This window comes from Microcoleus sp. CAWBG27 (assembly GCF_020883145.1).
GTDB lineage: Bacteria > Cyanobacteriota > Cyanobacteriia > Cyanobacteriales > Microcoleaceae > Microcoleus.
In genome coordinates, this window is the sequence record NZ_JAHREU010000014.1 from 90,597 (window position 1) to 104,307 (window position 13,711).

The 13,711-nt window shown below is 46.3% G+C and carries 14 protein-coding genes; 3 read left to right on the top strand and 11 right to left on the bottom strand.

All coding sequences use genetic code 11. The features are described from left to right. Positions 1 to 378 precede the first annotated feature (378 nt). Positions 379 to 1,104, top strand: coding sequence for a tetratricopeptide repeat protein (locus QZ938_RS10940; RefSeq protein ID WP_293145088.1), 726 nt, complete (start codon positions 379 to 381; stop codon positions 1,102 to 1,104). Then, complete coding sequence (locus QZ938_RS10945) at positions 1,101 to 1,331, top strand: Osc7112_2153 family protein (RefSeq protein ID WP_293145091.1); 231 nt, start codon at positions 1,101 to 1,103, stop codon at positions 1,329 to 1,331. The genes QZ938_RS10940 and QZ938_RS10945 overlap by 4 nt, the downstream gene beginning before the upstream one ends. A gap of 282 nt (positions 1,332 to 1,613) precedes the next feature. Here the strand turns inward: QZ938_RS10945 and QZ938_RS10950 are convergent, their stop codons facing one another. From QZ938_RS10950 to QZ938_RS33005, 10 genes are all read right to left on the bottom strand, one after another. Beyond that, on the bottom strand, positions 1,614 to 3,053 hold the full coding sequence (locus QZ938_RS10950) for an IctB family putative bicarbonate transporter (protein ID WP_293351390.1): 1,440 nt from the start codon (positions 3,051 to 3,053) through the stop codon (positions 1,614 to 1,616). 260 nt (positions 3,054 to 3,313) lie between these two features. Continuing rightward, complete coding sequence (locus QZ938_RS10955; RefSeq protein ID WP_293145094.1) at positions 3,314 to 4,207, bottom strand: histidine kinase dimerization/phospho-acceptor domain-containing protein; 894 nt, start codon at positions 4,205 to 4,207, stop codon at positions 3,314 to 3,316. 866 nt (positions 4,208 to 5,073) lie between these two features. Continuing rightward, entirely contained in the window at positions 5,074 to 6,522 is a 1,449-nt protein-coding gene (locus tag QZ938_RS10960; RefSeq protein WP_293145097.1) for a 1-acyl-sn-glycerol-3-phosphate acyltransferase, read from the bottom strand. 441 nt (positions 6,523 to 6,963) lie between these two features. Beyond that, positions 6,964 to 8,973, bottom strand: coding sequence for a ribonuclease catalytic domain-containing protein (locus QZ938_RS10965; RefSeq protein WP_293351306.1), 2,010 nt, complete (start codon positions 8,971 to 8,973; stop codon positions 6,964 to 6,966). A 302-nt stretch (positions 8,974 to 9,275) separates the two neighbouring features. Continuing rightward, entirely contained in the window at positions 9,276 to 9,491 is a 216-nt protein-coding gene (gene rpsR, locus QZ938_RS10970; RefSeq protein ID WP_006631377.1) for a 30S ribosomal protein S18, read from the bottom strand. Between the two features lie 243 nt (positions 9,492 to 9,734). Further along, a complete protein-coding gene (gene rpmG / locus QZ938_RS10975) occupies positions 9,735 to 9,923 on the bottom strand; it encodes a 50S ribosomal protein L33 (RefSeq protein ID WP_015175916.1) in 189 nt (62 codons plus the stop codon). A 38-nt stretch (positions 9,924 to 9,961) separates the two neighbouring features. After that, positions 9,962 to 10,495, bottom strand: coding sequence for an RDD family protein (locus QZ938_RS10980; protein ID WP_293351304.1), 534 nt, complete (start codon positions 10,493 to 10,495; stop codon positions 9,962 to 9,964). Between the two features lie 105 nt (positions 10,496 to 10,600). Then, positions 10,601 to 10,888: a type II toxin-antitoxin system YafQ family toxin gene (locus QZ938_RS10985; protein WP_363318818.1), complete on the bottom strand. Its 288-nt coding sequence runs from the start codon at positions 10,886 to 10,888 to the stop codon at positions 10,601 to 10,603. Then, complete coding sequence (locus QZ938_RS10990) at positions 10,863 to 11,093, bottom strand: hypothetical protein (protein ID WP_293191909.1); 231 nt, start codon at positions 11,091 to 11,093, stop codon at positions 10,863 to 10,865. The genes QZ938_RS10985 and QZ938_RS10990 overlap by 26 nt, the downstream gene beginning before the upstream one ends. A gap of 57 nt (positions 11,094 to 11,150) precedes the next feature. Continuing rightward, on the bottom strand, positions 11,151 to 11,279 hold the full coding sequence (locus QZ938_RS33005) for a nucleotidyltransferase domain-containing protein (protein ID WP_366863732.1): 129 nt from the start codon (positions 11,277 to 11,279) through the stop codon (positions 11,151 to 11,153). A 261-nt stretch (positions 11,280 to 11,540) separates the two neighbouring features. Here QZ938_RS33005 and QZ938_RS10995 point away from each other — a divergent pair, with 261 nt between their 5' ends. Further along, complete coding sequence (locus tag QZ938_RS10995) at positions 11,541 to 12,395, top strand: SGNH/GDSL hydrolase family protein (RefSeq protein ID WP_293351302.1); 855 nt, start codon at positions 11,541 to 11,543, stop codon at positions 12,393 to 12,395. Between the two features lie 295 nt (positions 12,396 to 12,690). On the opposite strand, the gene QZ938_RS11000 is transcribed toward QZ938_RS10995, so the two are convergent. Further along, positions 12,691 to 13,590 (bottom strand): DUF4436 family protein, encoded by a 900-nt coding sequence (locus tag QZ938_RS11000; protein ID WP_293351300.1) that lies wholly within the window; start codon positions 13,588 to 13,590, stop codon positions 12,691 to 12,693. Positions 13,591 to 13,711 lie beyond the last annotated feature (121 nt).

Genomic DNA, 13,711 nt, shown 5'->3' on the forward strand with positions numbered 1-13,711 from the left:
CTACAAACTGTTCGCGCGTGCCGTTAATCGAGCGGACACCATATCATCATTCATTCAGTCATCAGTCATCATTCCGTAAACGGTCAACTGTCAACTGTCAACTGTCAACTGTCAACTGTCAACTGTCAACTCTCCTTCTTCCCGCTTCAATCTTCAATCTTCTTAAAAATATCCGGATTGCTTGTGGAGTCCCGCGAAGGGTTAACCTATGCTCGAATACATCTAGGTAATCGCAGCATGACGCAAGCATTCGGCTGTGGAGTTGCAAACCATAAATGAGAAATGAACTCAAGCCTTCTTTCATTTCCTAAGATTATGATGCCATGAGGGTGGCAATTCAATCTAGACAACAAAATATCCCAACTCTCAAGTTAAAAGATGCTAAAAACGACACCGTTAGCTAACATTTTTAATGTCATGAAAGAGCCAACAAAAAAGCATCATCACTCCAAGTGGGCGGCATTCCTACTGATGCTAGCAGTAGGCTTTGGGGGCTGGCAATTTGGGTTGCCGGAACTCGCCTCACTGTTTAATAATAGGGGCTTTGAAAACTATAAAGCCAACAGATTGGCTGATACTCAAAAAGCCTATGAATTAGCCCTCTCGGTAGATCCCAAGAGCAGAACAGCTCTTTACAATTTGGGATGGCTGTGCGAAGAGGTGCAAGATTTAGAGTGCGCGCGAGGAAAATACCTGCAAGCTGCCAAACTGGGTCTCCCTGCTGCTTACAGCAATTTAGCTCGATTATATATAGTAGACAAGAAAAACTATGCTGCTGCCGTTCACTTGCTGTGGCAAGGTTTAAAATTGGCTGAGGACGATCGAGTAAAATATTCCTTACTCAAAAATTTGGGATGGGCTCGGCTGAAACAGGGTAGATATTCCGAGGCGTTGCAGCATCTGGATGCAGCGATTAAGCTTGATAGTGAAAGACCAGCAACTTACTGCTTAAAAGCGCAAGTCCTAGAAGGGATGAAAAAGACGAAGGAAGCGCTACCGCTGTGGAAAACTTGTCTAAAGTATGCGGATTCCCAAGAATTCGATGAGGATATATGGATAGGAATGGCACGTCAACGATTAAAAGAGGAAAAAACAAATAAATGAAACGCACAGTTTTGCTTTCATCAACCATGCTGGCAATTATAACGGTAATGGAGCTAAGTCAAGCCTCAAGAGCAATGCCAACTCCTGCAACTGTTACACCCACAGTGAATGAATCAGTCGCAACGCTGTTCCAATCGAATCAGTCTACGGCGTGGCGGCGGTGCAAAGATAGAGATGGATATTATGCGTGTCCGAGATTTGCAATGCCTTCGGATAGCGAAGAATAAGAGTTATTTTCGATAATTTTTGTAGAGTTCGCCACTAGCACTTTACAACTAACAGGTATGTAGTATGTAGTAGTTGTTATGTAGGTGCACGCTGTGCACCTTATACCATTTGAGATTTGAGATTTGAGATTTTTCGATTTGAGATTTGAGATTAAAGAATTGGAAATGACTGATGACTATCATCGCTTGCAGCTTTCCTAAAACTGCCTGCTTTTTTGGAACTGGAATCCTTACCGGGCGGGGATAAAACCCCGCCATCACTTTTATGGGATCGATCGCTATCTACTCGCCCTGTGTCAAACCTGAATCTTGCTGCTGCTGAGAATTGCTGTAAAAACTAGCAATAATCGCCACCATCAACCACCAAAGCATATTAACTTCCGGCCGATACCAAACTGTATCGACAAAACCGTGAGCCATCATACCAGTTAAAGTGGCGATCGCCCCAATCAACCAAAACCCCTGATTTGATTTGAGATTTGGGGATTCTTCCTGTAAATGAGAGCTGTTAAATTGTGCGTCGCGCAATTTTTTGATCTGCAACAAACCTTGATTTACGGTAACAGTCATCAGCCACAGGAAACACATTAAACCGATAAAACCAGTTTCGACGGCAATTTCGAGCAGCACAGAATAAGCGCTCAAAGCAGTGAATTTTGGCTTCATATAAAGCGGATAAACTTTATTAAAAGCAGTATTTCCCGGCCCAATGCCGAGGATTGGCCGCTCGCGAATCATGTCAATCACCGCAGTCCAAACATTAATCCGAAAATTGTTGCTGCTGTCGCCGCGGCCGACAAACATACTCGAAACTCGATCGCGCAACGCTGGCACCAAAGCTACTCCCAAAATTAACGCTCCAGCCAAACCTCCTAACCCTAACGGTAGCGCCCAAGTGCGCCAGAACCTAGGCATCAAAGGGCTGTACCAGTACCAAAGCAGGACTAAAAACACTACTAGCAGTGCCACAAAACCGATCCAAGCACCCCGGCTGTCGGTGTAGCGCAAACACGCGCAATTCACCACCAGCATCGTCAACGCTAAAAGTTTGGTTCCCCATCCTTGCCACACAAAAAGTGCAGCGGCGCTCAAGGCAATGGCTGGTAGCAAATAGGAACCGAGCAAGTTGGGATTGCCCAAAAAACTGTAAACTCGCGTGACATCGGCTTGAGTAGATGTCGGATCGTTCCAAGTAGCTAAGGGTGGCACTTTATCAATCCACTGCCGCACGCCGTAGAAACTGACAACTAAAGCAACATTAAGATATACCGCTATTAACCACGATCGCAAACGGGAATCTCGCAATATCCGCGCCATCAGTGCAAAAAATAGCAAATACAGCGTTAGCTTCGTCCAGCCTGTAAAAGCGGCGGCTTTCACCGGCGACATGGCGGTGGCGACGGTAGCAATGCCCCAGTACAAAAGTACCAGCAAGTGAATGGGTGTGAGGGCGATCGCGCGATCGTCCGAAACAGTCAGCAGCACCCAAAACGCAGCGGCAGCAGCCATCAACACACCCACCAGGGCGTTGTTTACAAACGGGCCCATACCGAACGTCAAGGCGAGCAAAACAAAACCCAGGGGCTCTGCCCACTGCATCAGCCAGCTACTCTGCCGCCAACTGCGTAAAGAGCCGATCGCCAAATTCAATAAATAACTGCCACTTTGCCACTGAGAGAGCGGCAAATTTGCCAGAGTTAACTGTTGCCAAACTGAATTCATTTTTAGATTGGGAATGGGGAATCGGGCATCGGGAATTGGGAATTGGGAATTAGGAATTGGGAATTGGGAATTAGGAAAAAGGTAATTGGGAATGGGGAATTGGGCAAACAGGGAATTGGGAAAACAGGGCATTCGGAATTGGGAAAAAGGTAATTTTTATTTCTAACAACTACCAACTGCCAACTGTCAACTGCCAACTGTCAACTGCCAACTGTCAACTGCCAACTGTCAACTGTCAACTGTCAACTGTCAACTGATTTTTACCTTTCCAACAACTCGGTAGCATTGGTACAGGGGAGCCAGAGCACGTACCGATATCCAGATTCTGGAGTGCCTTGAATCGAGAGTTGGCCGCCTTGAATTTCCACCAACTGGCAGCAAAGCAGCAGCCCCAAGCGTTCCCTAGCGCCGTAACCAGCTAACACAGGTGCCGTATCCGCAGCATTCTCAGCCACCAAAGCCGCCAACTCAGAAAACGCCAGCGTTAATCGCTGCGAAGCCTGTGTCTGTGACGGAAGTGGCGGTTCAAATTCCAGGGAGTCGGTTTCGGAGTTCGATCGCGCACCGCGATCGGCTCCGACCTTCAACAAGTAGTCGGAGTAGAGTTTAGCATGGGGCAAACTTTCACCCAACCAAGGATGAAAAACCCAAACTCCGATATTGATACCGTCTTGTTTCCGAGAAACGTGGACTCGAATCACGCTGCCTGCCCCAGCCGATTGAATAATGCTAAAAATTAAGTGGTGCAGCATTTGCTGAACTTTATCCTTATCGGCCAACCAGATGCGCGGCCCGGGCCCCATTGACAAGTTAATTTCTTGCTCTCGTCTAGAGGCTGCTGGCGACAGGGTTGTCACAACTTGCTGAGACAAAGTTTCTATATCAACTGCGGTTCGCTTCAATGTGAAAGCGGTATCGTCTAGATCTGCCAGTTCCAAAATTTCTTCAACTAGCGATCGCAAAGATCGGCTGCTGTCTTGGATCACGTCGATATATTCTTTTTGCTTGCTCGTTAAGGGGCCGTAAATTTCTTGGTTCAATACGCTTGCCATGCCGAGGACAGAAGTGAGCGGGGTGAGCAATTCTTGCGCTAAATGATTCAGCAGTTTTACTTTAATTGAGTTAGTAGATAAATCGATAGGTTTGCTATTCATCGGTTATTTTTGTTGGTTCATTATCGAGCGCTTATTGTTAGATCCAGTCCGGTTAAATAATTCTAATTAAGTTTGTACTGAGGACGGCAGCCCTCAAAATCTTATAACGCCGAACGAAAACAACTTTATTATCAGTGATTAACCGGCACTGATACTTAGTTGCTTATTATACATCTTCCCCAAGTTTATAACAAGTTGTTTGCTGCACGAATTAAAAATAGAGTGGCAACCCAAAGGCAATATATAGCAGAAGGAAGACCGAAGACCGAAGTTGCGATCTTCCGCTAGGGTTTGAGCAATTAAAAACTTCCTAACTGTCGGGCGCGCGATATCTTCCTGATTCCTGCTTCTCTCTTTCAGCTTCTTTTTTCTTGAAAATTTACACACTATAGCCTTTCTCAGAAAGATGATGTACTCATGGGCATAGGGAATTGGGCATTGGGCATTGGGCATTGGAATCGCGGACATACCTCACTTTTTTGATCGAGGCTATATATAGCAATCCTAAATCATTTGTGTAATTCTTATAGGGCAATACGGTTTACTTAAGAAGAACCTGACTTGGAAAAAATGTCTGTATTGCCTAGAAAATCGTCAGATAAAATTCCTAAAAAAGCGTTAAGTAAACCGTATTGTCTTATAGGGACTCTTCCCAAGTGAAGAACCCGATAGATAGGGGGTAGGAAAATAAAGGCACTACCTACAAAATTATTGAAATTATTTAGGATTGCTATAGATGGAATAAACCACGTTTTTCAACCGATATTTCTTACCCTATACGGAGGATTTGAACCAAAGAATCCGATAGATGCCTCCAGTTTCTTATTCTCTATTCCTGATTCCTGCTTCCTCCAAAATCTGACTAATTAAGATTTAATCATTCCTTCTAAAGCGGATTGCAAGTCTTGAGTGAGTTCGGCAACTGCTACCCTGCGGCTGCTTTGATATCCCTCCCAGCGATCGCCGACTGATATCGGTTCGCCCACGGTCATTTGCACCTGCTGTTTGCCCAAAGAAGGGCGGCCGAAAGGATTTCCGCCTTTGATGCGAGTCAGTACGTCCCACAGCAGTAAAGTTGTTTCTGCCAAACGTTCTGCTGTGAGTTTTTCTTGGACGTATCTGCCGGTGACTGAGACGAAACTTTCGACAAGTCTCATGTGCCACATCCGCAGACTTGCTTCTTCAGCGAGGCGATCGGCTAATCCTCTTTCTAAGGCACAAAGTCCTGCAATATCTTTGATATCTTCTCGATAAATATAGTCCCAGCCTGCTTGTTCCAGACGGCGGCAGCGGTCTATCAAACTGCCTTTGGGCTTCAAGTTAAAATATTCTTCTGCTACTTGCAAACCTACGTCTAATAGTGCTGTCAGTCGAGCAATCATCGCTTCATTTTCCGAATCGATTGTCGTTGTTTCGGGCAGTAATAGTGATGTCAAAGAAGATGTTTTTAACTGTTGTGGATTTCGATGATAAAAACGGGTGTAAAACTGTTCCATTACAGTTAGCAAATGACTGCCAACTCGAATCAGGCGCAGATATTGGAATTTGTGATGCTGGTCTGCGGGAGCGAGATTTTCTGCCTCTAATTTAGCAATCTCGGTGGGTTCTAAGGCTGGAAGTCCGCAATCTATTTCTAATTGAGTTAAAAGTTTTTCTAAGGGTTCCCAAGGTGGATTGACATAGCGGTATTGAATGCCGATCGGCACAATCAACACTTTTTCATCAGTACGTCCGGCTTTTAGCAAGTCTTCAACGCACCAGAAGCCCATTTGAGCGATTCCCGGTTCCAGGGGGCTGACTATTTCATTGTGACCGTTGGTGGCGCCTTCTGGGGCGGCGGCGATGGGAAATTGGCTGTTGGCGAATAAATCGCGGGCCGATCGCAATCCAGCGCGATCGATCTTGCCGCGCACAATCGGAGTACCACCGAGGCGAGAATACAGCCAGCCGACGCTAGAACCGGCCCACAGGGGAATTCCGCGATCGTAAATAAAGTGGGAATGTACGGGGGATTGCAGGGGAATGCCTTGTTGTCGGGCCACTTGGGGAACGAGTTTCCACACCAGTTGTCCCAAACAGTAGGGATCTTCTGAGTTGGGATGGCGGAAGGCTAGCAAGAAGCGAACCTTCTGGTTTTGAAATTGGTGGAATAGTTCGGCGAGGGTTTCGACGTTTTCGGCTTGAATGTGGCTGATATTTGTCTTAAATCGCAGCCACCAGGGGAGTATTTGCTGACAACCATTGACGATGAGGGGGTTGTAGGCTGGGGGTATGAATTCCAGCGGTGGCTGAACTTGGTTTATAGAATTGGGCATTTGGCGATTTTAAATTTTAGATTTTAGTTAATATCATGTGCGATCGATTTACCGCAATCAGATTCGTTCGTAGTGCGGACTAAAGTCCGCAGCATGAGAGCGGACTAAAGTCCGCACTACAAACAAACGGTTCGTAGTGCGGACTTTAGTCCGCAGCAGAAGAACGGACTAAAGTCCGCACTACAAACAAACAAAGGGTTCGTAGTGCGGACTTTAGTCCGCAGCATAAGAACGGACTAAAGTCCGCGCTACAAACAAACGGTTTTTGTGATGGTAATCGGCTGGACATGATATAAGACGGCGCTTGCAACCGCCCCTAGAGAAACAAAACCCACTTCAATGAGATTGCTAACTTAAGCTTATTGGTTTATAGCCACAAGCGGATAACTCCTCTCGCTAAGATTTTGGCAATCCAAAATCCAAAATCTAAAATCTAAAATCCTATTGTGCGACTTCAAGAATGACTTCTTGGAAGTTAATCACGTCCGATCGCGGATCGCAGTGAGTGACTTTGACTTCTAGCCGATCGCCAATTTCGACCGATCGACCAAACCGCATCGCCAACTCCAAACCCAAATCTTCCAACAAAATCAAAGCCAGATTGCTATCTTCCCTCAACCAGCGCAGCATCAAAGCTTCCCAAACCTCATCGGGATTGCGCCGCAAATATTCCAATCCCCAATAACGGTTTGTTTGGCGTTCCACGGTAGAGGCTTCTCTAACTGCGGTACCGAGACACATCACAATATCCTGTATTTCTTGGGCCGAAAAAGGTAGAGGTTCATCCCGCAGGTGGGCTTTAATTTGGAAGTGAGTCAGCAAGTCGGTATAGCGGCGGATCGGGGAAGTAACTTGAGTGTAGGATTCCAAACCTAAGCCTGCGTGGCGTCCGGGGGTCAGACCCATTTCGCTGCGGGGCATACAGCGGCGCACGGCGCAAGCGCGGGCTGGGCCAGCGGGCACGGCCAGCAGTTCTTCCTCTGGGGGGAGTTCCGGCTGCGGCTGATAGCGGTAGGGTATGGGCAGCTCGTGAGTTTGACCGTAGCGGGCGGCGACTTCGCCGGCCAAAATCATCATTTCGGCTACTAGCAATCTAGCTGTGGAGTCGTTGATGACGTGGATGTCGATCTCGTCGCCGTAGACTTTGATGACGGATTCGGGCATGAAAATGCTGATGGCGCCTTGGGCTTCGCGCCATTTTTGACGCAGTTTTGCCAAAGCCGCGATCGCACCTATTTCCGGTTCTGCTTCGATTCCCAACTCCAGCATTTCGTCTACGTCATCGTAGGTTAAGCGGTAGGTGGGTTTTATCTTGCTGATGTGGATGCTGTAATCTAAAACCGCCCCGGTTTCGTCTAAGGTGACGCTAAAGCTGAGGGCGCTGCACTCTTTACCTTGAATTAAACTCATCGGCCCGGTTGCCAAAGCCGGGGGAAACATCGGGATCATGCCCGTGGGCAGATAAACTGTAGTCGTGCGCTTTCTGGCTTCGAGGTCGAGTTCGTCTCCAGGGGAAAGCAAGCGAGTGGGATCTGCTATGTGTATCCAGAGTCGCTGCTGGCCGTTTTCGAGGAATTCTAAACTGAGGCCGTCGTCGATTTCCGTAGTGCTTTCGTCGTCGATCGTGTAAACCTTGAGGTGAGTTAAATCGAGACGATTTGTGTCCGAGTCGGTTGGGGGATTTTCTAGGCAGCTTTGGGCCACTTCTAATACCTTTGCGGAGAATTGTAGGGGAATTTGGCTTCGCCGCAAAAACAGGTTTTCGTGGGGACTCCACAGGCCGAGATCGACTAGGAGTTGAAATGCTGCTTCGGGGTTTTCGGGACGTTGTAAGCTGGCTAAAGTTTCTAAGGCCGGCGTGCGGTGAGTTGCTTCTTCTCCGAGGGTGGCAAAGCGTTCTAGGGCGTCGAGGCGAGTTCGATCGCTAGTTGCCCAATCTACATTATTTTCCCCAGCCAGCCGCTGTTTGACTCGATCCCAAAATCCTTGAGATTCTTGGTGTCGCTGCTGTTCTACTTCTTGCTGGTGTTTGATTTCGGCTACTTGGGCAATTGGTCGGGGCTCGTACCGATCGCCCTTTTGCTTGAAATACAGTTTGTCTGTTGACAGCAAACAGTAAGCTGCATAACATTGCGCCGGAGTGCGATCGGAAAATAGCAGCATTGCCAGGGCTTCTGGATCTGTATTTTCTCCGTCGCCCACTAGAAGTTCCCAAGCTACTTCTAGACTCGACGGATCTGAGAAAGCTTCTACTTCTTTAAGAAATTTGGAAATGTCGGAGGGTTTGTAAGTTTCTCCGACTGCTTCATAGCTGATTTGTTTGGGCGGAATGCTGTGCGGTTGACCGTTTTCGTCTACCACTACCCAGTTTTTCTTGCCGTCGGGGCGATCGGCAACGGCCAGACGGCGGTCGCCGTGCACTCTAAATTCTACTAACGTTCCCTTCTCCACTTGCCCGCTTTATGTTTGAGATTTTGGATTTTTACAGTTGCCACTTATCGAGTTTCTTTGCTTCCGATTCTAGATTTTGGATGTTTACATTTTTTAAATCAATTGTCAAAACTAACATCTAAAAAGTTTTGCTTTTTGTGCTTTAGTTTTTAACTTTTGAGATTTTGATTAAGACTTACGCACCAGCGACTCAATACCAAATATTGCCAGCTATTAGCTACCATCGCTTCCGACAAAAAGACGTTGTTTTAGCGTAAGTCCTATTTTTGTCCAAAATCTAAAATCTAAAATCCAAAATCCAATTAGCCTTCTTGGTTTACGAAGGGCATCAAAGCTACAATTCTTGCTCTTTTGATGCTGCGGGTCAGGTCGCGCTGTTGTTTTGCCGTCAAACCGGTAATCCGGCGGGGCAAGATTTTACCGCGTTCTGTGACGTATTTTTTGAGCAAATCGACATCTTTATAGTCGATCGGGTCTCCTGGTTTGATTGGCGAAACGCGCCGGCGAAAGTAAGTCATGGTTCTTTGTTTGTTGACTGTTGACTGTTGACTGTTGACTGTTGACTGTTGACTGTTGACTGTTGACTGTTGACTGTTGACTGTTGACTGTTGTCTGTTGTCTGTTGTCTGTTGTCTGTTGTCTGTTGACTGTTGACTGTTGACTGTTGACCAACAACAACTGACCCTTCGACCCTTCGGCTACGCTCAGGGCGACGCTTCGCAAGCGGGTACCGCAACTGACTACCGACTACTGACCACTAACTATTTGATCTCTTTGTGAGCAGTGTGCTTGTTGCAGTGGGGGCAGAACTTTTTGAGTTCCAGCCGTGCCGTCGTGTTGCGACGGTTCTTGGTCGTGGTGTACCGAGACACGCCTTTGGAGCGTTTGCTCGCGTTAGTTCGGCACTCAGTACACTCTAGGGTAATTATGATGCGGACGCCTTTAGCCATAATTCTAAATAAATTTCGACTAATTTAAACACAATTTACTATCGTCTCACATTTGTCTGCACTTGGTCAAGCAATCTTCTGACTTTGATGTCGAGGGAGTAGCCGCGCTTGGTTCCGATGACGATCGTCTGGGATAGTCGATCGTGAAAAGCTTGGGGAAACCTTTCTGCGTCGGTGAAAGCAACGCTACAGTCGATCGCCAGCGGTAACATCAGCAGCAAGACGCCCGCGTTGGTGGAGGTGAGTCCAGCCACACCTGCGAAGGCTAGGGCGGCGCAAAAGCCCAGCAATGCCTCGCGCTTGCACAATTCTTGCACTCCGGGAGTCCGTTGGAATCTGGGATCGAAAATTTTCATGTCCAGGGCCCAGCGCCCGAGACTTTGACCTTGGTTTTTCCTGACGATAGCTACGCGCATTATCATCCACAGCAGGACAAAAAGGATCGTTTGGGCGATCGGATTTGTACCGAGAAGCAAACTGGGTATCCAAACCGCGATCGCGTCGATGCAGAAGGCACCGGCGCGGCGTTCGAGTGATACTTTGGGTAGGAGGGGAACTAGGTCGGAACTCATAGGCCAAAAAAAGAATTACTTTGAAATGGGTAAGTCCTATTTCTATCGTAATCGAAATCAAGGGGCTTGAAGCCGTAGGGCATAAGGTCAAGGCGCAGCTACATATTAATAAACCTCATCATGGCTTCCAATATCAACTAAGAGAATCACCATTTCTAACAATTCCTCATCTTCAGAGAAATTAAAAATTATTCTGCAATCATATGCAACAGAACAAGACCATAATCCGGCTAAGTCCCCTCCTAACTTGTGAGAGTTCAAAGATGGCGTAAATGGATCATCTGCCAGTAGCTTTAACACTTTAGTAATTTGATCCTTTAATTGTGGATTTTTCTTTACGATCTTCCTAAAAGATCGATTAAATCCACTACTCCAGACAACTTCCATCATCATCTCCTAGTAAATCTGCGATCAAATCATCAACACTTCCTCTCTTTGCTGTCCCATTCTTAAAAGCTTCCATCACTTCCTGAGCATTAGCCAAAATTTCATCCCTCCGATTTTCAATCCGTCGCTTGCGGATTAACTCAAACAACTGATCCTGATCTTCTATGGATAAACTTTCGACCTGAGCAATAATTTCTTGTACAGTCATCATACAGCCTCCTTTCAACTAAAATCAACGAAATATTTCGCCTCCGCCAAAACCGAATCCTTAATCAAACGGCTTAATCCTTATTCCGTTATAATCCACCAAAAGGTCAATATCACTACTCTCATCGACAACACCCCGCGCCACCGAACCAAACACCCATACATTAAACGCCTGATGTCGCAGCGCCACCGCCAGGATATCCTCGCCCTTGGACTTTAATAACTATTGTAACTTCAGCATAGGATTTCCTCAACCATCAATTTAATTTGAAACTTTACAGACTTACAGATCCATTCGTGGAAGCCCCGCGCGTTCACATCAGGAGTGTCTAAAAAGCCCTTAATATAATTATATAGCAACTGCCAAGACTGTTAGGATATTCTTAATTACTGAAACTCTTGCTCGGAAATCCCAAGCTCAAAACTTAAACTTTTCGTCAAAAACTGTGTAATGTCTCCAAATGTGCGATCGCCCCGTCCCAAATCCCCGCTGAAGCAAGTGTTAATCAGACTTGTCCTCGCCGTAATGGCTGCTGTTATCGCGTTCAACATTCCTCACTCCTTGATTCCCGTGTTTAAAGAACCTGCATCCCAAGCATCGCCGCCGCCAGAAATCCAAAACGTGCTCGCCGGGAAACGCAGAATTGTGACTGTGGGGGACAGCATCACCGAAGCCGCGAAATACCCCGGAGGTTACGTTTGGCTGCTGCAACGCTATCTAAATGCCCTGTATCCCGATCGCAAAATCGAGATCGTCAACGCGGGAATCTCCGGTAACAAGGCGAGTGATATGCAGGCGCGCTTTCAAAAAGATGCGATCGACAAAAAGCCAGATTTAGTCACCATCAACGCCGGAGTCAACGACGTTTGGCACGCTTTCTTCGACTTCCAAAACCTGCAATTTCATCCGCAAGGCAACCTAGCAGCAGGATTATCGCTGGTAGAATATACAAACAAAATAACTCAAATGGTGCTAGCAGCAAAAGCCGCTGGAATTCGAGTCGTGCTGCTTTCTCCTACTCCGATTCGCGAGATTCTCGACAGCCCGGAAAATCGCAGGTTGCAAGAATATGTTGCCGCGATGCGAGAAATTGCCAAGCAAAACCAGTGTTTATTTATCGATTTGAATGCGCCTTTTCGGGAAGTGATCGGCACCTATCAAAAACACGCGGGAAAGACTCTAAATTTGTTAGCAGCCGATGGAGTTCACCCGAATCCGTCGGGATATCGAATCATTGCTTTTACTATCTTGCGCGGTTTGGGAGTACCCGCTAAGGATATTGAAAATTTGCAGGTAAAAAATTGACAGTTGTTAGTTGTTAGTTGTTAGTTGTTAGTTGTTAGTTGTTAGACTTATCCAAAAATTATTGTGCAGCAGGGATTATGCCTGTTCAAGACGGGAGCATCTCATTTTGGTAAAAAGCATTTTTTCTTTGAGTGCGAGCGTCTCGCTCGCGTGCTTTATAAAGCACGCGAGCAGGACAGCACTACAAATGCAAAACTGAGATGCTCCCGTTCAAGACAGACTTTTATTGATTCCCAATCCCCCATGCCCTATGCCCTATGCCCCATGCCCTATGCCCTATGCCCAATTCCCGTTATCACTCAATGGGCGGATGATAGCGCTTCAACCAACAGCTACCGATAATCACCAACGCTACCACAACGATCATTTCCGTCCAAAAAAACGATAGGAAATCGCTAGCAGTTCCCACTGGCGGAACTCCCGGTTGAGAGTTGCGAATACCGGGAAAAGCAAACAACATCACACCAGTCCAACTCAACATTCCGACTTCCGGTAACTTCCCCGATTTCATCACCTTTAATGCTAGCAACAGCGCCATGATTGACAGCACCCACATAATCACAATAATCACTATGGCAAAAAATTTTACCGGGAGCGATCGCGTGGCAGAAATATCGATATAAATAAAGATAGATGAATTCTCTTCCATTGGCTTATAACTGATATCGAAGCCGGGAACATCAGCATTAAACTTAAATTCCAGCGGCACAGGATTTAGTTGGAAGGGAGCAAACTGTTTGCCAATTGAAGCCAGCGGGTCAATTGAAATAGCTACTTTAGCAATGTGCGTGTCAAATGGATAATTGTTGATTTTTCCCTTGACTAAGTTAAACTTTAATGCTGGGACAATCATCGGTTTGCCTTCTTTAAAGCTAATTTCCGAATCCTCGATATTGGCACCGTTAACTGTCATTAATAAATCTTGAGCCGGGTAAGTAGGCCCTTTTTTATAAATACCTTTAAGCTCGAACTGCAAGCGGGTTTCTAATTCGTTTTTAATCGGGTCTACGCCAATTACGGTCATTTTGACCTCAACCAAGCCTTTGGGGGCTACAGCGGTATCTGGAGAGGGGCTGTAAGGCTCTTGGGCATTAGCATTGTGAGAGTAAATAGATAAGATAATTGCAAAACTTACGGCTAGGCTGCAAATTAAAATAAGTATTTTTTTGAGATTAAATTTGTTGACTGTTGGCATTAATTATGGATATTTTATATCTTGAATTGTTGTTACCATTCCCCGCAATACAAAAGGTTCGTAGTGAGGACTTTAGTCCGCATCCGTCAGAGGACTAAAGTCCTCACTACAAACCAATTTT